This window comes from Pseudomonas sp. P1_C12 (assembly GCF_056406435.1).
Map to the genome: position 1 here is coordinate 1 of NZ_JBFUAE010000016.1, position 20,916 is coordinate 20,916.

The 20,916-nt window shown below is 58.4% G+C and carries 19 protein-coding genes and 1 pseudogene; 12 read left to right on the forward strand and 8 right to left on the reverse strand.

Annotated features, from left to right (window positions below; genetic code table 11):
• Nucleotides 1–269: 269 nt before the first annotated feature.
• Nucleotides 270–1,478 (reverse strand): ammonium transporter, encoded by a 1,209-nt coding sequence (locus AC1D19_RS23500; RefSeq protein ID WP_477756110.1) that lies wholly within the window; start codon nucleotides 1,476–1,478, stop codon nucleotides 270–272.
• A gap of 328 nt (nucleotides 1,479–1,806) precedes the next feature.
• On the opposite strand from AC1D19_RS23500, the gene AC1D19_RS23505 reads away from it, so the two are divergent.
• The 8 genes and pseudogenes from AC1D19_RS23505 (at nucleotide 1,807) to AC1D19_RS23540 (ending at nucleotide 9,451) form a co-directional block, all read left to right on the forward strand.
• Nucleotides 1,807–2,121: an ElaB/YgaM/YqjD family protein gene (locus tag AC1D19_RS23505; RefSeq protein WP_477756111.1), complete on the forward strand. Its 315-nt coding sequence runs from the start codon at nucleotides 1,807–1,809 to the stop codon at nucleotides 2,119–2,121.
• A gap of 1 nt (nucleotide 2,122) precedes the next feature.
• Complete coding sequence (locus tag AC1D19_RS23510; RefSeq protein ID WP_477756112.1) at nucleotides 2,123–2,512, forward strand: phage holin family protein; 390 nt, start codon at nucleotides 2,123–2,125, stop codon at nucleotides 2,510–2,512.
• Nucleotides 2,509–2,853 (forward strand): hypothetical protein, encoded by a 345-nt coding sequence (locus tag AC1D19_RS23515; RefSeq protein ID WP_477756113.1) that lies wholly within the window; start codon nucleotides 2,509–2,511, stop codon nucleotides 2,851–2,853. Before AC1D19_RS23510 ends, AC1D19_RS23515 begins: the two co-directional genes overlap by 4 nt.
• Nucleotides 2,841–2,942, forward strand: a pseudogene (locus AC1D19_RS23520) (hypothetical protein); the annotation flags it as partial. The gene AC1D19_RS23515 and the pseudogene AC1D19_RS23520, both read left to right, overlap by 13 nt.
• A gap of 85 nt (nucleotides 2,943–3,027) precedes the next feature.
• The gene (locus AC1D19_RS23525; protein WP_477760124.1) at nucleotides 3,028–4,356 is read left to right on the forward strand and encodes a deoxyguanosinetriphosphate triphosphohydrolase; all 1,329 of its coding nucleotides are present in this window, start codon (nucleotides 3,028–3,030) and stop codon (nucleotides 4,354–4,356) included.
• A gap of 178 nt (nucleotides 4,357–4,534) precedes the next feature.
• Nucleotides 4,535–4,927, forward strand: a complete 393-nt coding sequence (locus tag AC1D19_RS23530) for a response regulator (protein WP_477760125.1) — start codon at nucleotides 4,535–4,537, stop codon at nucleotides 4,925–4,927.
• 247 nt (nucleotides 4,928–5,174) lie between these two features.
• The gene (locus AC1D19_RS23535; protein WP_477754030.1) at nucleotides 5,175–5,801 is read left to right on the forward strand and encodes a response regulator; all 627 of its coding nucleotides are present in this window, start codon (nucleotides 5,175–5,177) and stop codon (nucleotides 5,799–5,801) included.
• Between the two features lie 8 nt (nucleotides 5,802–5,809).
• Nucleotides 5,810–9,451 (forward strand): transporter substrate-binding domain-containing protein, encoded by a 3,642-nt coding sequence (locus AC1D19_RS23540; RefSeq protein ID WP_477764698.1) that lies wholly within the window; start codon nucleotides 5,810–5,812, stop codon nucleotides 9,449–9,451.
• A gap of 86 nt (nucleotides 9,452–9,537) precedes the next feature.
• Here AC1D19_RS23540 and AC1D19_RS23545 read toward each other — a convergent pair whose 3' ends face one another.
• Both AC1D19_RS23545 and AC1D19_RS23550 read right to left on the reverse strand, forming a co-directional pair.
• Nucleotides 9,538–10,020, reverse strand: coding sequence for a GAF domain-containing protein (locus tag AC1D19_RS23545; protein ID WP_477764699.1), 483 nt, complete (start codon nucleotides 10,018–10,020; stop codon nucleotides 9,538–9,540).
• Nucleotides 10,017–10,907: an ATP-binding protein gene (locus AC1D19_RS23550; protein WP_477764700.1), complete on the reverse strand. Its 891-nt coding sequence runs from the start codon at nucleotides 10,905–10,907 to the stop codon at nucleotides 10,017–10,019. Before AC1D19_RS23550 ends, AC1D19_RS23545 begins: the two co-directional genes overlap by 4 nt.
• A gap of 165 nt (nucleotides 10,908–11,072) precedes the next feature.
• Between AC1D19_RS23550 and AC1D19_RS23555 the strand changes: the two genes are divergently transcribed.
• Entirely contained in the window at nucleotides 11,073–13,394 is a 2,322-nt protein-coding gene (locus tag AC1D19_RS23555) for a hybrid sensor histidine kinase/response regulator (RefSeq protein ID WP_477764772.1), read from the forward strand.
• Here AC1D19_RS23555 and AC1D19_RS23560 read toward each other — a convergent pair.
• The 3 genes from AC1D19_RS23560 to msrB form a co-directional block, all read right to left on the reverse strand.
• Nucleotides 13,378–13,839 carry a MarR family winged helix-turn-helix transcriptional regulator gene (locus AC1D19_RS23560; RefSeq protein WP_046043405.1) on the reverse strand — a complete coding sequence of 154 codons (462 nt, stop codon included), beginning with the start codon at nucleotides 13,837–13,839 and terminating at the stop codon, nucleotides 13,378–13,380. The genes AC1D19_RS23555 and AC1D19_RS23560 overlap by 17 nt on opposite strands.
• Nucleotides 13,836–14,321, reverse strand: a complete 486-nt coding sequence (locus AC1D19_RS23565) for a glutathione peroxidase (RefSeq protein ID WP_056727098.1) — start codon at nucleotides 14,319–14,321, stop codon at nucleotides 13,836–13,838. Before AC1D19_RS23565 ends, AC1D19_RS23560 begins: the two co-directional genes overlap by 4 nt.
• Nucleotides 14,322–14,497: 176 nt before the next feature.
• Nucleotides 14,498–14,893: a peptide-methionine (R)-S-oxide reductase MsrB gene (gene msrB / locus AC1D19_RS23570; protein ID WP_477764701.1), complete on the reverse strand. Its 396-nt coding sequence runs from the start codon at nucleotides 14,891–14,893 to the stop codon at nucleotides 14,498–14,500.
• A 226-nt stretch (nucleotides 14,894–15,119) separates the two neighbouring features.
• Between msrB and AC1D19_RS23575 the strand changes: the two genes are divergently transcribed.
• Together AC1D19_RS23575 and htpX are read left to right on the forward strand one after the other, a co-directional pair.
• Nucleotides 15,120–16,331 (forward strand): pyridoxal phosphate-dependent aminotransferase, encoded by a 1,212-nt coding sequence (locus AC1D19_RS23575; protein ID WP_007973513.1) that lies wholly within the window; start codon nucleotides 15,120–15,122, stop codon nucleotides 16,329–16,331.
• 315 nt (nucleotides 16,332–16,646) lie between these two features.
• Nucleotides 16,647–17,537 carry a protease HtpX gene (htpX, locus tag AC1D19_RS23580; RefSeq protein ID WP_007973520.1) on the forward strand — a complete coding sequence of 297 codons (891 nt, stop codon included), beginning with the start codon at nucleotides 16,647–16,649 and terminating at the stop codon, nucleotides 17,535–17,537.
• 88 nt (nucleotides 17,538–17,625) lie between these two features.
• On the opposite strand, the gene AC1D19_RS23585 is transcribed toward htpX, so the two are convergent.
• On the reverse strand, nucleotides 17,626–18,282 hold the full coding sequence (locus AC1D19_RS23585) for a thiopurine S-methyltransferase (RefSeq protein ID WP_477764702.1): 657 nt from the start codon (nucleotides 18,280–18,282) through the stop codon (nucleotides 17,626–17,628).
• A gap of 102 nt (nucleotides 18,283–18,384) precedes the next feature.
• Between AC1D19_RS23585 and AC1D19_RS23590 the strand changes: the two genes are divergently transcribed.
• Entirely contained in the window at nucleotides 18,385–19,152 is a 768-nt protein-coding gene (locus tag AC1D19_RS23590) for a DODA-type extradiol aromatic ring-opening family dioxygenase (RefSeq protein ID WP_477764703.1), read from the forward strand.
• Nucleotides 19,153–19,223: 71 nt separating this feature from the next.
• On the opposite strand, the gene AC1D19_RS23595 is transcribed toward AC1D19_RS23590, so the two are convergent.
• Nucleotides 19,224–20,897, reverse strand: coding sequence for a DEAD/DEAH box helicase (locus AC1D19_RS23595; protein ID WP_150756007.1), 1,674 nt, complete (start codon nucleotides 20,895–20,897; stop codon nucleotides 19,224–19,226).
• Between the last annotated feature and the right edge of the window lie 19 nt (nucleotides 20,898–20,916).

Below are 20,916 nucleotides of genomic sequence, written 5' to 3' on the forward strand. Positions count from 1 at the left end.
CCGCGTTGTCGCCTTAAAGCTGGCCAGGCAAGGCGTAGGCCGCTGGGAATGGTTGTTCCCTTTCCAAGGCCTGCAACGCAGCATGGCCAGCTTTAAGGCACAACCCGAAGGGCCGGGCCTGCTGTTGTGCAGGGCTGTGTTGCTCGAAGCTGATTTGGAATGACCAAACTGCGCTTCTCGCGCCTTGCCCTGCACAACAGCAGACCCGGCGCGGTAGGGAAACTAATTGAGAACGCCCCCTAATGCCACGGACGATGAAAAAACCTGAATCAGTCCTGGCTCACGGCACCGATCTTGTGGATCGACAGGTCCGCGCCGTAATACTCCTCTTCCTGACTCAGGCGCAATCCATGCAACGCCTTGATCACGCCATACACGGCAAACCCGCCGGCCAGTGCCACAGTGACGCCCAGCGCAGTACCAATCAACTGGCTGATCAGGCTGACCCCGCCCAACCCGCCCAAAGCGGTCTGGCCGAAAATGCCGCAGGCGATGCCGCCCCACACACCGCACAAGCCATGCAACGGCCACACACCCAACACATCGTCGATGTGCCATTTGCCTTGGGCCGCGGTAAAGCACCAGACAAACAGCGCCCCCGCGACGGCACCGGTGACCAGCGCGCCCACAGGATGCATCAGGTCGGAACCGGCACAGATTGCCACGAGCCCCGCCAACGGGCCGTTGTGCAAAAAGCCGGGGTCATTGCGCCCGACAATCAGCGCCGCCACCGTACCGCCAACCATGGCCATCAACGAGTTCACCGCCACCAGTCCGCTGACACCTTGCAGGGTTTGCGCGCTCATGACGTTGAAGCCGAACCAGCCAACAATCAGGATCCACGAGCCCAGTGCCAGAAACGGGATGCTCGATGGCGCGAACGCGACCAGCCGACCGTCGCGATAGCGGCCATTACGCGGCCCGAGCAACAGCACCGCCGCCAGTGCCAGCCAACCGCCCATGGCATGCACCACCACCGATCCTGCGAAGTCATGGAAACCGGCGCCAAAGCGCTCCAGCAACCAGGCTTGCAAACCCAGGTTGCCGTTCCAGACAATGCCTTCGAAGAACGGATAGATGAACGCGACGATCAACGCGGTTGCACACAACTGGGGAACAAACCGGGCGCGCTCGGCGATCCCGCCGGAAATGATCGCCGGGATCGCCGCGGCAAAGGTCAGCAGGAAGAAAAACTTCACCAGTCCATAGCCATGGTCGGCATTGAGCACGGCCGCTGGCTGCATGAATGTCACGCCATAGGAAATCCAATAGCCTATAAAGAAGTAGGCCAGTGTCGAAACAGCGAAGTCACTGAGGATTTTCGACAACGCATTGACCTGGTTTTTCTGTCGCACGGTTCCGACTTCGAGAAAGGCAAAACCGGCGTGCATGGCCAGAACCATGACCGCACCGATCAGAATGAACAGCGTGTTGGAGCTATGGACCAGGGTGTCCACAGCGCTTTGCAGGTTTTCCATGGGATGGGCAGACCTTATGGCAGAAAAAAGCACCAAAGCAGTTCGCGATGACTGTCCACGCACCAAGTTGCGGCTTCGGAGCATCAGCGCACTGATCTCGTTGAACCACTTTGGCGCACGGACGCCCTCCAGGAAAAACGCGCCCCGGACGTTTACGCGAGTTTTTGATTGTTGGTCCTACGGTTTTACTGAAATCATGCCCGGCCATAGCGCAATGGTGCGGACCGGCGCACCACGACGTAGCAAAAGTTGTACCAGTCATTTGTACTGAACCTTCGCCGAAGGCTCATACTCGAACGCATCAGAAAGCCACTTATGGAGATCCCCCATGGCCCGCACCAAGGCAAAGACTGCTCAAGAAATCCTGATGAACGACTTTCAGACACTGGTCAGTGACACCGAACGGTTGCTGGAGCACACCGCGACCCTGGCCGGCGATCAGGCCGATGAATTGCGCGAGCAGATTCACGACAGTCTCTTGCGGGCCCGTGAAACCCTGAAGCTGACCGAAGACTCCCTGCGCGAACACGGCAAGGCAGCAGTCACCGCCACGGAAGACTATGTCCAGGCCAACCCTTGGCAATCCGTCGGGATCGCGGCCGGTGTGGGTTTCCTGATCGGCCTGCTGGCCAGCCGGCGCTGATATGTCGATCGGTGAATCCGGCCCGTCTGTAGCGGGAACCAGCTCCTCATCGCGGCGCCTGGGCGCTGCCTTCCTTGGATTACTGCACAGCCATGTCGAACTGTTCGGTATCGAATTGCAGGAACAAAAGACCCGCACCGTCAGCCTGTTGCTGTTTGCCGGCCTGGCGCTGGTGTTTGCATTGCTGCTGTTGGTGGGGTTGTCGACGCTGGTGCTTATTGTGTTCTGGGACACCTATCGCCTGACCGCCATCATCGGGCTCTGTGTGTTCTACACCCTCGCCGCCATATTCTGTGGAATGCGTTTGAGAGCAGCGATTTTCGATGAGTCCTCGCCCTTCCACGGCACACTGGAAGAGCTGGCCAACGATCGGGAGCGCCTGATGCCATGAACCTGCCTGAACTGCCACACAACAGCTCACGCACGGAAATGCGCAAAGCCCTGATCCGCTTGCGCATGGAAATGCATCGTCAGGAAATCCGCCACGAATCCGCGCAACTGCTACAACCTTTGCAGCGGGTGCGCGGGATAACGCAAAACCTGAAGGACGGCTTCGGCGTCAAGCACGCTCCACTCTGGGGCGTGGCTGCCGTCACCTTGCTGGGCTATCTGACCGGCAAGGGTGCAAAAAACGGTGGCGGCCTCAGCAGCCTGACCCGGCTGATCCGCCTCGGCACAACACTAGGGCCGCTGATCACACTGATCATGCAAGGCTCTTCGCGCAAAGACTGATGAGTCTGGCACATGTGGTGGTGCCTTACCGGCAAGCCGGCGCGCGGATAGCCATCGATGATTTCGGCGTCGGTTACTCATCGATATCGACGCCGCCGGACTGTAGTTCCGCTTGCAGGTCATGGCGCGAAACGGGAAGCTAGGCTATTAGTCACCTGACGGAGAGACCCCGCCTTGGATTGGCACACTCTGCTTACCCGCGAACGCCTCGGAAAACCTCTGCACAGCCCTGAAGAGCTCGGTCGCAGCCCTTTTCACAAAGACCACGACCGCATCATTTTCTCGGGGGCTTTCCGCCGCCTCGGGCGCAAGACCCAGGTCCATCCGGTGTCCAGCAATGATCACATTCATACGCGCCTGACCCACTCGCTGGAAGTCAGTTGCGTGGGGCGCTCACTGGGCATGCGGGTCGGCGAAACCATCCGCAATGCCCTGCCCGACTGGTGCGAACCCAGCGACCTGGGGATGGTGGTGCAATCGGCTTGCCTGGCACACGATATCGGCAACCCGCCTTTCGGCCATTCCGGTGAAGACGCGATCCGGCACTGGTTCCAGCAAGCCGCCGGCCGTGGCTGGCTGGATGCAATGAGTGAAGCCGAGCGCAATGACTTCCTGAATTTCGAAGGCAATGCCCAGGGCTTTCGGGTACTCACTCAACTGGAGTATCACCAGTTCGACGGCGGCACCCGACTGACCTATGCAACGCTGGGCACCTACCTGAAGTATCCATGGACGGCCAGGCACGCCGACTCGCTGGGCTACAAGAAACACAAGTTCGGCTGTTATCAGAGCGAGCTGCCGCTACTCGAGCAGATCGCCCATAAACTCGGCCTGCCACAACTGGAGGAGCAACGTTGGGCGCGACATCCTCTGGTGTACCTGATGGAGGCTGCCGACGACATCTGCTATGCACTGATCGACCTGGAAGACGGCCTGGAAATGGAGTTGCTGGAATACGCCGAAGTCGAGTCCCTGTTGCTGGGCCTGGTGGGCGATGACTTGCCTGAGACCTACCGCCAGCTTGGTCCCGGCGATTCGCGCCGACGCAAACTGGCGATACTGCGCGGTAAAGCCATCGAACACTTGACCAATGCCGCGGCCCGGGCGTTTGTCGAGCAACAGGATGCGCTGTTGGCCGGTACGCTTTCCGGCGACCTGGTGGAACACATGCATGGTCCCGCCAAGCGTTGCGTGCTGAATGCCAAAGACATGGCCCGCAAGAAAATCTTCCAGGACAAGCGCAAGACTCTGCACGAGATCGGTGCCTACACCACACTGGAAATCCTGCTCAACGCCTTTTGCGGCGCAGCGCTGGAGCAGCACAACGGACGTACGCCGTCGTTCAAGAGCCGTCGTATCCTTGATCTGCTGGGCAACAATGCACCCGACCCTCACGGCCCATTGCACACTTCGTTTTTGCGCATGATTGATTTCATCGCCGGCATGACCGACAGCTATGCCAGTGACATGGCCTTGGAAATGACCGGACGCGCCAGCCACTGAGGTGTATCGATTGATCAGCCATTACAGCATTCGTAATGGCTGATCTCCCCTTCAAACTCCAACAGCACTCAAGTTTCGTCGAATCGCCCTACAGCACCTGTCGAGCAAACTGATCGCTTGTCCGGCACTCTCGCGAAACAATCGCCCTCCCTTCTGTTCGACAGATGAAGTGCGCCCCATGGCCGAAGACGATCTACGCATCCTCGTGGTGGAAGACCATCCCTTCCAACTAATAGCCACTCAGTACTTGCTGGAAAGTTATGGCTTCACCCGACTGACTACCTCCGATAGCGCCAAAAGCGCCATGCAGAAAATGCTCGGGGCCGACCAACCGTTCGACATTCTTTTATGCGATCAATGCCTGCCCGATCTGACGGGACTCGATCTGGTCCGGTTCGCCAGCCAGCGAGGGCTGATCAGACAGGCGATCATTCTGAGTAGCCTGACAACGTCTGAATTGGATGAGCTTGTAAAAACGGCCACTGATTACGGGCTGCCATTATTGGGATATTTGATAAAACCACTGAAACAATCTGAATTTAGAGACTTGTTGACCTCAGCACTACTATAGAAAAAAGAAACATATAAAAGCCGGAAAACATACAACGTAAAACTTACAAACAACTTCCTTCAAAAGTGCACCAAAGCGCTGGACTTTCTTAGCCTTCCTAATAAGAAACCTAGTTAACACGTAGTCCCATTCCTTTTGATCTGTAGGATTTCTCCTATATTGCTGCTACAGCTCGGTCAGTTCATGCGCCCCTTCAAGTATCTGAGCTAAGGTGCGCGCTTTATTTGAGCTCGCATGGGACTTGATTATGAACTCCGTTTTTATTGTCGACGATCACCCGGTTATCCGCCTTGCCGTTCGAATGCTGCTGGAGCATGAAGGTTACAAAGTCGTCGGCGAAACTGACAATGGGGTCGACGCCATGCAGATGGTTCGCGAATGCATGCCGGATCTGGTCATTCTCGACATCAGCATTCCAAAACTGGATGGCCTGGAAGTGCTATCCCGATTCAACGCCATGAATACACCTCTTAAAACACTGGTACTGACAGCACAATGCCCGACACTTTTCGGCATTCGTTGCATGCAATCCGGTGCCTCGGGCTATGTCTGCAAACAAGAGGACATCAGTGAACTGGTCAGCGCCATAAAAGCGGTATTTGCAGGTTACAACTATTTTCCGAGCGAGGCCTTGAACCCCATCCGAGGAGATGAAACACGCTGCATCGAACTGGAACTGTTCAAATCCGTAAACGACCGGGAACTGATGGTCTTGCAACTTTTTGCCCAAGGTCGCACAAACAAGGAAATCGCCAAGGGGATGTTTCTGAGCAACAAGACCGTGAGCACCTACAAAAAGCGCCTCATGCAGAAGCTCAAAGCCAAATCCCTGGTTGAACTAATCGAGATGGCTAAACGAAACGCGCTAGTGTGAGACCCTCGATGCCCAGCCGTTTGAAGGTTTATCTGATACAGGTGACTGCAGGTCTATGCGTGAGCACCTCGTTGTTTGGGGCACCGAACAGTGAACACTACACACTGCTCAGCCGTTCGAAGGCCGGAGCAATGGAGGTTCGACTGGATGAATCCCAACGGCAATGGATAAAGCAAAAACATGAACTGACGCTCGGGACGTCAGCCCCGGACTACCCCCCTTTCGACCTGACCACCAGTGGGCAGGACTATGAAGGGTTTACCGCCGATTACGCTGGTCTTCTGGGAAAAATAACCGGTTTGCCCGTCACGGTTCAGCGTTTCGATTCCCGAGGGGCCGCGATCGCTGCACTGGAAAGCGGCGAAGTCGATCTGCTAGGCACCGCCAATGGATTCGAAGCTGGCAATGCCGACATTGCACTGTCGATACCCTATGCCGTCGACCAACCCGTCTTGGTGACCCGCGAAGGGGAAACCCGATCCCTCACCGAGGGCCTGGCCGGATTGCGCCTGAGCATGGTGTATCACTACTTGCCGCTGACGGAAGTCAGGGCGTTGTACCCGAAGGCGATCATCACGTCCTATCCCTCCTACCAGAATGCAATCAACGCCGTTGCTTTCGATCAGGCGGACGTGTTTCTCGGTGACACCATTTCAACTCACTACATGATCAACAAGGGATACTTGAACAACATCCGGATGGCCAACTTCGGCAAACATGAAGCCTATGGTTTCAGCTTCGCCGTGAACAGGAGCAACCCCGAGCTGCTTGGCATCATCAACGCGACGATCACGGCCATCCCCTCCAGTGAACGAGAAAACATCGCCAAACGCTGGAGCGCCGGTAGCGACATTCTGCTGACCGATCAAAAGTTGCAACTCACTGAACGGGAAGAACGCTGGCTGGCACGCCACCCGATAGTGCGCGTCGTCGTCAACGAAGCCTTTGCGCCACTGACGTTTTTCGATAGCAACGGCAACTTTCGCGGGGTCACCGCAGATTTGCTTGAGCTGATCAGGCTGCGCACCGGCTTGCGCTTTGACATCCAGCACAGTCGGAGCGATGACGAGATGATCAAACAGATCAAGGACAACAAGGCCGATGTGATCGCCGCGTTGCTTCCCAGCGCGCAACGTCAAACCCAACTGAACTTTACCCGACCCTTTCTGGAAAATTCCTACGTCCTGCTGACCCGCAAAGCCGCCGACAGCCCGACCAACCTCGTGCAGTTGCAGGACAAGCGCCTGGCCATTGCCCGTGGCAATCCACTCATGGATTACCTGCGCAGAGAATTTCCCCGGATCAAGTTGATTGAAGCCCCGGACACCTTCAGCGCCGTAGAGTTACTCGCCGGAGGCCAGGTCGAGGGCGCGGTGAACTCACTGATCATTGCCAATTACTTCATTTCGTCGCGACTGTTCGAGCACACACTGCAAATCAGCACCACCATCGGCACCGAGCAGGCAGCGTTTTCCCTTGCCACCGCTCGGGGCGCCAAAGAGCTGAACGCGATTCTCGACAAGGCGTTACTAAGCATCTCGCCGGAAGAACTGGGCATCATCAACAGCCGTTGGCGTGGCTATTCGGCGTCTTCGCAAAACACCTGGCGCAACTATCAACGACTGTTCTATCAGATCGTCATTGGTGCCGGCGTGCTGTTGCTGATTTCCATTGCGTGGAACGACTACATGCGACGCCAGATCAAGCAACGCAAGGCCGCCGAGCGTGCGTTGAACGATCAGTTCGAGTTCATGCGATCGCTGGTCAATGGCACGCCCCATCCGATCTACGTACGTGATCGCCAGGGACTACTGCAAAGTTGCAACGACAGTTACCTGCAAGCGTTCAGCGCCAGGCGTGAAGATGTCATCGGCAAAAGTGTCATGCAGGGATCGATGAGCAATGTATTCGAAGCCCGGGAGTACCAGGCTGACTACCAACGCGTGGTGGCCGAGGGCAGACCTTTGATCGTCGATCGCGAACTGCACATTGGCGGCCGGCGGCTGACGATCTATCACTGGATTCTTCCCTATCGGGATTCCAGCGCAAAAGTGCAAGGCATTATCGGTGGCTGGATCGATATCAGCGAACGGCGGCAACTGCTCGATGATCTGCGTTGCGCGAAAGAACGTGCCGATAACGCCAACCGGGCCAAAAGCACGTTTCTGGCCACGATGAGCCATGAGATCCGCACGCCGATGAATGCAATCATTGGCATGCTTGAACTGACACTCAAGCGTCTTGATCATCTGCACCCGGAGCGCGCGACCATCGATGTCGCATACAACTCGGCGAAAGGGTTGCTGGAGCTGATTGGCGACATTCTGGACATTGCCAGAATCGAATCAGGACGCTTGAGCCTGAGCCCGGAGCGCGTTAGTCCGGGTGAACTCGTAGCCTCGGTCGTGCGGATTTTCGATGGCCTGGCCCGACAGAAGAAGCTCGGGCTGGTACTGGAGTTTTCATCGGCCAACCCGACCTTCGATGTGTTGCTGGATCCTTTGCGCTTCAAACAAGTGCTGTCCAACCTGATCAGCAATGCCATCAAGTTTACCGAGCAAGGCCAGGTCCGGGTCATTGTCGATCTGCAGCCGGCAACGCAACCTGAGCACGTGCAAATGCGGGTGCAGGTTCACGACAGTGGTATCGGGATCAGCGAACAGGATCAACAGCACCTGTTCGAACCCTTCGCACAGGCCGACAACGCCATGCAATCGGCCAGGGGGGGCGCAGGGCTGGGGCTGGTGATCAGCCGCAACCTCTGCGAGATGATGGGCGGCAATCTGCAATTGCGTAGCGAACCGGGCGTCGGCACTCAAGTGGAGGTGTTGCTACTGCTGGAAACGTTGCCGCTACAACAGTCAGCCCAGGTGGCCGAAACGCAAATCATCGTCGCTACAACCCCGTTGAGTGTGCTGGTAGTCGACGATCACCCGGCCAATCGCTTGCTCACGTGCCAGCAACTGGAGTTTCTTGGGCATCGATTTACCGTCGCGGCCGATGGCCAGGAGGGACTGGATGCATGGAAAGACCGGCCGTTTGATCTGGTGATCGCCGATTGCAACATGCCGGTCATGAACGGTTACGAGCTGGCCCGCGCCATTCGCCAGCATGAACGACAAAACCATCGTCCTCCCTGCACCGTTCTCGGCTTTACCGCCAACGCGCAACCGGAAGAAGTACAGCGCTGCAAACAGGCGGGAATGGACGACTGCCTGTTCAAACCCCTCAGCCTCGGTGCCTTGAGTCAATGGGTGGAAGGCATTGGGCCCACCCAGACAACCCCGGCGTTCAACCTGCACGGGTTGAAACTGATGACCGGAGGCAACCCGATGTTGAACCGGCGATTGCTCAACGAGTTAGTGAATAGCAACCGCCAGGATCTGCAAACACTGTTGGCACTATCCAGCTCAGGGGATACGCAGGCGCTGCAGGACATTGCCCACAAAATCAAAGGCGCAGCCCGGATAGTGCAGGCATCCCGCTTGATCGACCGCTGCGAGGCACTCGAAGCAGCCTGCCATGAGGATTTCGATCGCGAAAAAGTGGCTGCATGCTGCAAATCCATGGAGTGCGCCATGCTTGAGCTGGAGGACGCGTTACTACGTCAGATCGAGCACTACGACGAAGGCAAAGTGACAGAGCCTTGACGATGCCTGGACCCTCGGCAGTGCGTTGACCGTCATGGAGAAAACCGGCGTCAGGCCTGCTGCTCAAGGCAGGCCTGGGGTCTTGATCAGCAGTCGGTCAGGCGCAGGAAAATCGCCGCCAGCTGTTCGATTCCTGCCTGGTCCTGTGCAGTGAAACGCGCCAGTTTCGGACTGTCGAGATCGAGCACGCCGATCAATCGGCCGTCCTTGACCAGCGGCACCACCAGTTCGCTGTTCGAGGCGCTGTCGCAGGCAATGTGACCGGGAAACGCGTGCACATCTTCGACCAACTGAGTCTGCAAGGTGGCTGCCGCTGTCCCGCATACGCCGCAACCGAACGGAATCCGCACGCAAGCGATCTGCCCCTGAAACGGCCCCAGCACCAGTTCTTCATGGCGGTTGAGGTAGAAACCGGCCCAGTTCAGGTCATCGAGCTGATTGAACAGAAACGCCGAGAACTGTGCGGCATTGGCGATGAAGTCCCGCTCGTCCGCCAGCAAGGACTCCAGCTGCGCGTGCAGCATGCCGTAGCCTTCGAGGCCCTGGCCGCTCTTTTGTAAATCGATCATGCCTTGTGCTCCAACAGTTTCAGCCCGACCCAATAACGGGCAAATTGATAAGCGCAACGTCCATTACGATTGCCCCGGCCGGTGGCCCAGCGTACCGCCAGAATGTCCAGCTCTTCGCTGCGCTGCCACGCCAGTCCGGCCTTGCCGGCCAACTGACCGATCCAGTGCTCGACGACGTTGAGGAAGTGTTCCTGGGTAAACGGATAGAACGACAGCCACAAACCGAAGCGGTCCGACAGCGCGATCTTGTCTTCCACCGCCTCGCTGGGATGCAGTTCGCCGTCGACCCGTTTCCAGTTTTCGTTGTCACTTTCCTTTTCCGGCACCAGGTGGCGACGGTTGGACGTGGCGTACAGCAAAACGTTATCCGGCGCCTGTTCCAGCGAGCCATCGAGGACGCTTTTGAGCACTCGGTAATCACCCTCGCCCGACTCGAAGGAAAGGTCATCGCAAAACAGCACGAAACGCTGGGGCAGTTTGCCGATCTGTTCGACCACTCGCGGCAGGTCTGCCAGGTGATCACGTTCAATCTCGATCAAGCGCAAACCGGCTTGAGCGTGCTCGGCCAACAAGGCGCGCACCAGTGACGATTTGCCGGTGCCGCGCGAGCCCCAGAGCAAGGCGTGGTTGGCCGGCATGCCATCGAGGAACTGCCGGGTATTGCGCCCAAGCTGCTCGACTTGCCGGTCGACGCCGATCAGGTCCGACAAATGCATGTCGAGGCTGACCTCCAGCGGCATCAGATAACCGCCGCGCGACTCACGCTGCCAGCGCGCGGCCAGGCATTGCGTCCAGTCGATGGCTGGCCGGGGGGCCGGCAGCAACGGCTCGATACGGGCCAGAACGGCATCGGCGCGTTCAAGAAAAGCATTCAATCGGGAATCCACGACTTCTCCTCGGGCACGTTCACAGTGATGATGGTGATACAGCGACGAAACACAGCGTCACACAAGCGGCGGCCCCCGCAGTACAGGCCTCGCGAGAACATCAACAGGCAGGCATGATCGACTATGCTTGAGCAGCGAAAGGAAACGGAAGTGGTTCACCCCTCCATGGACATCAAATTCACCAACCGGCTGTCATTCAAGCAAGCCCGGCTTACCGTGCTGGTCGGTTTCATTCTGGGCACGCTGCTCAGCCTGCTGCAAATAGGCATCGATTATGCCAGTGAAGACGCCTCCATCAATCGTGAAATCCTTTCATTGCTGGAAATCAGCCACAACCCGGCCTCGCGAATTGCCTACAACATCGACGCCGAACTCGCCAAGGAACTGACCCTGGGCCTGCTGCGCTCGCCAGCGATCACTGGCGTGAAACTGACCGACAACAACGGCACTGTGCTGGCCAGCGTCAAGCGACCCGGGGTGGAAAACGGATACCGGATGCTCAGTGACTACCTGTTCGGCGCCAACCGACAGTTCGAAGACCGGCTTTACCTGGATCATTTACCCAGCGAATCCCTGGGTACGCTGCGGCTGAACGTCGACACTTACGCCTTCGGCAACCGGTTCCTGCGCCGGGCCGAAGTGACCCTGCTCAATGGCTTCGCCCGCAGCCTGCTACTGTCCGGCATCCTGTTGGCGCTGTTCTATGTGATGCTGACCAAACCCCTGGTGCGGGTCATCCGTGAACTCAGCGGCCGCGACCCGAGCAGCACCGAGCCGAGCTCACTGGAGTGTCCCGCCGGGCACGCCGACGATGAGATCGGCGTGCTGGTCAAGGTTGCCAATCAGCAATTCAAAAACATCGCCACCGAAATCCAGCAACGGCGCAACGCGGAAAACCGCCTGACCGAGTATCTCGGCCAACTGGAAAATATCGTCTCGGCCCGCACTGCCGAACTCAACGCGATCAATGTCCGGCTGAGCCAATCCAACCAGGAACTGGAAGTCGCTCGCAGCACAGCACTGGACATGGCCGACGCCCGCTCGGTGTTCCTGGCCAACATGAGCCATGAAATCCGCACGCCCCTCAATGGCTTGCTCGGGATGATCGCGCTGTCCCTCGACGGGCCGCTGACTGCCGAACAACAGCAACAGCTGTCCATCGCCCATGACTCGGGCAAAGTGCTGGTGGAATTGCTCAACGATATTCTCGACTTGTCGAAGTTCGATGCCGGTCAACTCGAACTCGAACACATCCCCTTCGACCTCGGCTCGCTGATCGAAGACACTGCCAACCTGTTATCGCAGAACGCCGCCCCCAGCGTCGAACTGACCTGCCTGATCGATCCGCATTTCCCGACACTCGTGCTCGGCGATCCGACCCGGGTGCGGCAGATCGTCAGTAATCTTCTGTCCAACGCCCTCAAGTTCACCCGTTTCGGGCGTGTCGACGTGCGCCTGTCGACGTTCGGGGACGGCGTCAGAATCGAAGTGTGTGACACCGGCATCGGAATCCCTCTGGATGCCCAAGTGAAAATTTTCCAGCCTTTCACTCAGGCCGGCGCCGGTATTACCCGCCAATTTGGCGGCACCGGGCTGGGCCTGGCGCTGACCTACAACCTTTGCGAAGCCATGCAAGGGCGCCTGACGATCGACTCCGAGCCGGGTTTTGGCAGCCAGTTCTGCGCGGACTTGCCATTGCCCAGCCATACCCGTGCAATGCCGGCTGTTTCGCTCAAGGGCAAAGTCATCGCCATCACGGCCGCCAGCAGCGGGCTGGGCGAACTGCTGAACGGCCTGTTACCTGGCTGGGGACTGGACTACGAACGGCGCTCCATGGATGACCCACTGCTTGGCCTGGCGGCCGACGTGCTCATCACCGACTGCCCCGAGTGCCTGTTCATTTTGCGCCCCACTCTCAGCGCGCCGATCCTGCTGATTACCGCTTATGGCAATTTCATGCCCAGCGAAGAGGTCAACACCCTCACCCCCTTGCAACAGCAGGCCCGCCCCCTGGCACGCAATTCGCTGCATCAGTTGTTGCGGCGAATCCTGCAACCGCAAACCCACCCGATCAACAATGTCCCACTCGACGCGCAAAGCCCGCAGCGCCGCGGGCGCGTGCTGCTGGTGGAAGATAATCCGGTCAACCAACTGGTGGCCAAGGGCATGCTCGGCAAACTCGGCTGCGAGGTGACCACCGCGGCCCATGGTGCCGAAGCCCTGGATCAACTCGAACAACGGGAGTTCGATCTGGTGCTGATGGACTGCAACATGCCGGTGATGGACGGCTATGAGGCCAGCCGGCAAATCCGCCGCAGCGGCCGCTGGCCCCAACTGCCCATCGTCGCCCTGACGGCCAACGCCATGTCGGAAGAGCGCGAACGCTGTCGTGCCGCGGGCATGAGTGACTACCTGGCCAAACCCTTCCGGCGGGAAGAACTGGCCTCCCTGCTGGACTTGTGGATCCCCGCTACGACAGCGCCTTGATCTGTCCCAACAAGTGATCGAGGCCATCGCGCAAATCGTTGAGACGGTTCAGATCGACCCCGCTGTCGCACAACAGGCGGGCCTTGAGTGGCCCTACCTGATCGCGCAGGGCCGTGCCGGCTGGCGACAGGCTCAGATGCACTTCACGCTCATCGCGCGCCGAACGCTGACGCTGCACCAGTTGCAGTTGTTCGAGGCGCTTGAGCAACGGTGTCAGCGTGCCGGAATCCAAGGCCAAACGCTCGCCCAACGCCTTCACGGTCGGCTGCTCCGGGGCCGCTTCCTGCCACTCCCACAGCACCAGCATCGCCAGGTACTGAGGGTAAGTCAGGCCCAACTGATCGAGCATTGGCTTGTAGGCGCGAATCACCGCCCGGGAAGCCGCGTACAGCTTGAAACACAGTTGGCTATCGAGCTTCAGGGAGTCGACTGACAAGGTATTCATTTGAGCAGGGCTTCGATCTCGCGGGTCAGGTCCTGCGGCTTGGTCGCCGGAGCGAAGCGCTTGACCAATTGCCCGTCCTTGCCGATCAGGAACTTGGTGAAGTTCCACTTGATGCCCTGGGAACCCAGCACACCCGGTGCACGCTTTTTCAATTGCACGAACAGCGGATGGGCGTCGGCACCGTTTACGTCGATCTTTTTGAACAGCGGGAAGCTGACACCGAAGTTCAGCTCGCAGAATTCGGAGATCGCCCCTTCGTTGCCCGGCTCTTGCTTGCCGAACTGGTTGCAGGGAAAACCGAGCACCACCAGGCCCTGGTCCTTGTAGGTCTGCCACAGCTCTTCCAGGCCTTTGTACTGCGGAGTGAAACCGCACTTGCTGGCCGTGTTGACCACCAGCACGGCTTTGCCGGCGAAATCCGCCAGGGTCTTTTGCTCACCCTTGATGGTGGTGCAAGGGATGCTCAGCAGGTTGTCGCTCATGTTTGAGGGTCCGAGTGGATGGAAGAGATAACAAAATAGCGAGCAATTGAATTGCGTGCAATTTAATTAATCAAAACGCCGATCAACCGTAGGAGCTGCCGAAGGCTGCGATCTTTTGATCCGGCCTTTTTAAGGTCAAAAGATCGCAGCCTTCGGCAGCTCCTACAGGGCTCGCATTACGAGCGGGGCACCAGGTCCAGGCACACCGAGTTGATGCAATAGCGCAGACCGGTCGGCGGCGGACCATCAGGGAATACATGCCCCAGGTGCGCGTCGCACTTGGCGCAGACCACTTCGGTGCGGATCATGCCGTGGCTGGCATCACGGATTTCGGTCATGGCGCTGTCGCCGATCGGCGAATGGAAACTCGGCCAGCCGCAGCCGGAATCGAACTTGGTCCTGGAGTCGAACAGCGGCTCGTTACAGCAGATGCAGTGGTAGACACCGTCGGTCTTGGTGGCGTTGTATTTGCCGGAAAACGGACGTTCGGTGCCCTTGAGGCGGCACACGTTGTACTGCTCTGGATCGAGCATCGCCTTCCATTCTTCCAGGGTTTTTTCCAACTTTTCCATCATCACACCTCAGCGGCTGAAAAAGCCCGATCTGTACCTTTTCCACGGATCGGGCGGCACGTATGATTGCGCCTCGTCAAACGCCAGTCTGGCAGCCAGACCACGCGCATTCAAACGGAAATATGGGTGCTGCATCTCAAGGCGTCAGGCCTGTGTGAATACGCAGGATTCCCAGCACGGTTGTCCAAACGCCGTCTGGATCGTTCATTTTCGGGAACACATCGCCATGCAGGTCAGCAAATCGAACAAGCTCGCCAACGTCTGCTACGACATTCGCGGCCCGGTGCTCAAGCACGCCAAGCGCCTGGAAGAGGAAGGCCATCGCATCCTCAAGCTGAACATCGGCAACCCGGCGCCCTTTGGTTTCGAAGCACCGGATGAAATCCTCCAGGACGTGATCCGCAACCTGCCGACCGCCCAGGGCTACAGCGACTCCAAGGGCCTGTTCAGTGCGCGCAAGGCCGTGATGCAGTACTACCAGCAAAAGCAGGTGGAAGGCGTCGGCATTGAAGACATCTATCTGGGCAACGGCGTTTCCGAACTGATCGTGATGTCGATGCAGGCCCTGCTCAACAACGGCGACGAAGTGCTGGTGCCAGCGCCGGACTATCCATTGTGGACCGCAGCCGTGAGCCTGTCCGGCGGCAATCCGGTGCATTACCTGTGCGACGAGCAAGCCAACTGGTGGCCGGACCTGGCCGACATCAAGGCCAAGATCACCCCGAACACCAAGGCCCTGGTGATCATCAACCCGAACAACCCGACCGGCGCGGTGTATTCCAAGGAAGTGCTGCTGGGCATGCTGGAACTGGCCCGTCAGCACAACCTGGTGGTGTTTTCCGACGAGATCTACGACAAGATCCTCTACGACGATGCCGTGCACATCTGCACCGCCTCCCTGGCGCCCGACCTGCTCTGCCTGACGTTCAACGGTCTGTCCAAGTCCTATCGCGTCGCCGGTTTCCGTTCCGGCTGGATCGCCATTTCCGGCCCGAAACACCACGCCCAGAGCTACATCGAAGGCATCGACATGCTGGCGAACATGCGCCTGTGCGCCAACGTGCCGAGCCAGCACGCGATCCAGACCGCCCTGGGTGGCTATCAGAGCATCAATGACCTGGTGCTGCCGCAGGGTCGCCTGCTGGAACAACGCAACCGCACCTGGGAGTTGCTCAACGACATTCCGGGCGTGAGCTGCGTCAAGCCGATGGGTGCGCTGTATGCATTCCCGCGGATCGACCCCAAGGTCTGCCCGATCCATAACGACGAAAAATTTGTCCTCGACCTGCTGCTCTCCGAAAAGCTGCTGGTGGTTCAAGGCACCGCATTCAACTGGCCATGGCCGGACCACTTCCGCGTCGTGACCCTGCCCCGTGTCGATGACCTGGAGATGGCCATCGGACGCATCGGCGGCTTCCTCAAGTCCTACCGCCAGTAAGCGAACTGTCACCGTGCGACGTTCCCACAGGTCGCACGGTGATTGATCCGGCAACATTTGTTTGCAATGCGCCACTGGCAGTCGCTTTGTCGCTGCCGGACAGCGCCTTGGCTGCTCGCGCCTAACAAAGGCGGGGCCTTCGACACGAATTGACTGACAAACACTTCCCGCACACTTGTCGGAAATGCCCTGCAAGCAGCTAGACTGTTGCCGTAGGACACAGTTTGAAATAGTCACCCGGTTGAATCCCCCGGTGCAGCACCTTATATACCCCGCAGTACGCTACATCTTTAGCTTGAGGAGATTTCTACAACCATGATGCGCATCCTGCTGTTCTTGGCCACTAACCTGGCGGTCGTGCTGATTGCCAGCATCACCCTGAGCCTTTTCGGCTTCAACGGGTTCATGGCGGCCAATGGGGTTGACCTCAACCTCAATCAGCTGCTGATTTTCTGTGCGGTCTTTGGTTTCGCAGGTTCCCTGTTCTCGCTGTTCATCTCCAAGTGGATGGCGAAGATGAGCACCAGCACCCAGATCATCACCCAGCCACGCACCCGTCACGAGCAATGGCTGCTGCAAACCGTCGAGCAACTGTCCCGCGAAGCCGGAATCAAGATGCCCGAAGTCGGTATCTTCCCGGCCTACGAGGCGAACGCCTTCGCCACCGGCTGGAACAAGAACGACGCATTGGTCGCAGTCAGCCAGGGTTTGCTCGAGCGTTTCTCGCCGGATGAAGTGAAAGCCGTCCTGGCCCACGAAATCGGTCACGTGGCCAATGGCGACATGGTTACCCTGGCGTTGATCCAGGGCGTGGTGAACACCTTCGTGATGTTCTTCGCACGGATCATCGGCAATTTCGTCGACAAGGTGATCTTCAAGAACGAAGAAGGCCAGGGCATTGCCTACTACGTGGCGACCATCTTCGCCGAACTGGTTCTGGGCATTCTGGCCAGCGCCATCGTCATGTGGTTCTCGCGCAAGCGCGAATTCCGTGCCGACGAAGCCGGTGCAAACCTGGCCGGCACCGCCGCGATGATTGGTGCCCTGCAACGCCTGCGGGCGGAACAGGGGCTGCCGGTGCACATGCCCGACACCCTGAACGCCTTTGGCATCAACGGTGGCATCAAGCAAGGGTTCGCTCGCATGTTCATGAGCCACCCGCCACTGGAAGAACGTATCGATGCGCTGGCTCGTCGTCGGGGCTGATAGTTTTGCGGTAATCAAACGGGGCGATCTGATCGCCCCGTTTTTTTTCAAGATCAAAAGATCGCAGCCTTCGGACGATCTTTTGCTATTAATGACTCGTCAGGCGATACACCCGCTCCTCCAGCCGCGTAACACCCGCCTCCAGGAATTTCCCGCCTTCACTCAACACATCCTGATCTTCCAAAATCTTCAGCGTCCACGAGTCCCCGAACAACCGCCGCACCTCATCATCGAGTACAGCAAATGGCGGGCCGGGCATTTGCGCCTGGTCATAGTCCAAGGTAATCACCAGGCCATGGGACTCCTTCGGCAGTATCCGCTTCAAATGGGCGGCATAGCGCTCTCGCATTTCCGCCGGCAGCGCGATCAACGCCGCGCGATCGTAAAGCGCGGAGCAATCGGCAACATCGCCTGCCGTCAGCTCGAAGAAATCGCCGCACCACAGTTCAATGGAACCTGCCCGATAGACCTTGAAAGGCCCCTGCTCGCTGACGGCCGGATCAAAGCCATGCTCGCTGAAAAACTCCTCGACGGCTTTTTCCGACAGTTCGACCCCCAAGACCTCATGGCCTTGATGGGCGAGCCATAGCAAATCCAGGCTTTTTCCACATAACGGCACCAACACGCGCGCGCCTTCTTCAAGGCTTAACGCTGGCCAGAACCGCTTCAGATGAGGGTTCACCTGCGGCAGGTGAAAGCCGATCTGGTTCGCCGCCCACTTCTTGTGCCAAAACTCCGGCTGCATAAATAACCCCGAAAATTCGATCAAAACACCCTAAAACTTATATTAGATTTAGATTAATGATCTGACTGAAGATGTTGCATCTTAACTCTCAGGAGCTCATTCATGTTCCCCAGCCTGTACATATCCCACGGCTCCCCCATGCTCGCCCTGGAACCCGGCGCCAGCGGGCCGGCACTCGCCCGCCTGGCCGCCGAGATACCGAAGCCAAAAGCCATCGTGATTGTTTCCGCACACTGGGAAAGCAATGAGCTGCTGGTCAGCGGCAATCCACAACCGCAAACCTGGCATGACTTCGGTGGCTTTCCCAAAGCCCTGTTCGAAGTGCAGTACCCAGCCCCAGGCGACCCACGACTCGCCGCAGAGGTTGCCGGGTTATTGAAAACCGCTGGCTTTCCAGCACGTATCGACAGCAATCGGCCTTTCGACCATGGCGTCTGGGTGCCTTTATCACTGATGTATCCGCAGGCAGACATCCCGATTGTCCAGGTTTCGCTGCCCACCCGTGGCGGCCCCACCCTGCAGACCCGCGTTGGCCACGCGCTGGCCAGCCTGCGCGAGCACGGAGTCCTGCTGATCGGCTCAGGCAGTATCACCCACAACCTGCGGGAACTGGACTGGCATGCCGGTCCCGAAAGCGTTGAGCCTTGGGCTCAGGCGTTTCGTGACTGGATGATCGAAAAACTCGCCGCGAACGACGAAGCCGCGCTGCACGACTATCGCGTGCAGGCACCGAATGCCGTGCGCAACCATCCCAGCGACGAACACTTGTTACCGCTGTACTTTGCCCGTGCCGCCGGTGGGCAGTTCAGCATTGCCCACCAAGGCTTCACCATGGGGGCATTGGGCATGGACATCTATCGCTTCGGCTAGCCAATAAGGCATAAAAAATCCCCGAGCCAGTCGGGGATTTTTTATGTTCGATCAATCAGCCCGAAAGCGGATCAATCTTCGCGGTAGCGACGCAGCTTCAATTGCTTACCGGCAACGCGAGTGTCCTTCAGCTTGGTCAGCAACTTCTCAAGACCATCTTCCGGCAGCTCGACGAGGCTGAAGCTGTCACGCACCTGGATGCGACCGATGGCTTCACGCGCCAGACCACCTTCGTTGAGGATGGCGCCCAGCAGGTTTTTGGCAGCGATACCGTCACGCGCACCCAGCGCGGTACGGCAACGTGCACGGCCTTCGCCCAGTGGCATCGGAGCACGACGCTCGCGGTCACCACGCTCAGGACGATCACCGGAACGCTCTGGACGATCGCCACGCGGTGCATTGTTAGGCACCAGTGGACGTTCTTTCTCGATTGCAGCCAGGGTCAGCGCTTGAGCGTTGGTTGCCTTGCGCAGCAGGGCTGCGGCCAGGGCACGCGGGCTGCAACCGATGTCGGCAGTCAGGCGATCCAGCAGATCACCGTGAGTCGATTCGGCATCGGCCACCAGCGGCGACAGGCTGTTGGTCAGCTTCTTGATGCGCGCATCCAGAACAGCTTGAGCGTCTGGCAGGCGAACTTCAGCAACCTTTTGACCGGTTACGCGCTCGATCACTTGCAGCATGCGGCGCTCACGCGGAGTCACCAGCAGCAGTGCACGACCTTCGCGACCGGCACGGCCGGTACGGCCGATACGGTGAACGTAGGACTCTGGATCGTACGGCATGTCAACGTTGAATACGTGAGTGATGCGCGGAACGTCCAGGCCACGAGCGGCAACGTCGGTCGCCACAACGATGTCCAGACGGCCATCCTTGAGGGAGTCGATCACCCGCTCACGCTGGTTCTGGGCGATGTCACCGTTCAGCGCAGCGGCTTTGTAGCCTTTGGCTTCCAGGGCACTGGCCAGATCCAGGGTCGCTTGCTTGGTGCGCACGAACATGATCAGGGCGTCGAAATCTTCCACTTCCAGCAAGCTGAGAACGGCCGAAGTCTTCTGGTCAGCGTGAACCAACAGGTGAGCCTGCTCGATCGCGGTAACGGTCTGGGTCTTGGTCTGGATCTTCACGTGTTGCGGATCGCGCAGGTGGCGTTCAGCAATGGCTCGGATCGACTGCGGCAGGGTGGCCGAGAACAATACGGTCTGACGGGTGACAGGCAGGGCCTTGAAGATAACTTCCAGGTCGTCCATGAAGCCCAGCTTGAGCATTTCGTCGGCTTCGTCGAGAACCAGGTGGTTCACGGTCGCCAGTACTTTTTCGTCGCGACGCAGGTGGTCGCACAGACGGCCCGGAGTGGCGACAACGATCTGTGCGCCATTACGGATTGCTTTCAGCTGTGGGCCCATCGGCGCGCCGCCGTAGACAGCCACAACAGTTACGCCCGGCATTTGCTTGGCATAGGTTTCGAAAGCGGTTGCAACTTGTAGCGCCAACTCACGAGTTGGGGCCAGGATCAGGGCTTGCGGTTCGCGCTTTGCAGGATCGATGCGATGCAGGATCGGCAGGGCGAACGCAGCGGTTTTACCCGTACCGGTTTGCGCCTGACCAATCATGTCGTGACCGGCCATGATGATCGGGATCGATTGCTGCTGAATAGCCGAAGGCTCTTCGTAGCCAGTCGCGGTGACGGCTGCAAGAATATTCGGATTAAGATTAAAAGCGGCGAAGCCGCCGGTTTCCTGGGTCATGGGTCTGCCTCTAAGTGCA